Annotated in this window: 1 pseudogene; it reads left to right on the plus strand. The window is 38.0% G+C overall.

From position 1 onward, the window contains the following. A pseudogene (locus CWC11_RS20670) lies at positions 1-271 on the plus strand (tRNA 2-thiocytidine(32) synthetase TtcA); the annotation flags it as partial.

Here is a 271-nt window from a genome sequence, read left to right on the forward strand (position 1 = left end):
AGAAGATTTGATTACATACGCCGAATATAAGCAATTTCCAATTATTCCTTGTAATCTATGTGGTTCACAAGAAAACTTACAACGACAGAATATTAAAGCGATGCTTGTTGATTGGGATGCTAAAACACCAGGTCGTGTTGAGAGTATTTTTAAATCAATACAGAATGTTAGCCCGAGTCAGCTAGCTGATAGAGGCTTGTTTGATTTTATTAATTTACCAATCGACCGAGAGGCGCAAAAAGCAGAGTATGAATTTGCTGAGGCCACCGTG

This window comes from Pseudoalteromonas sp. S3178 (assembly GCF_005886985.1).
GTDB lineage: Bacteria > Pseudomonadota > Gammaproteobacteria > Enterobacterales > Alteromonadaceae > Pseudoalteromonas > Pseudoalteromonas carrageenovora.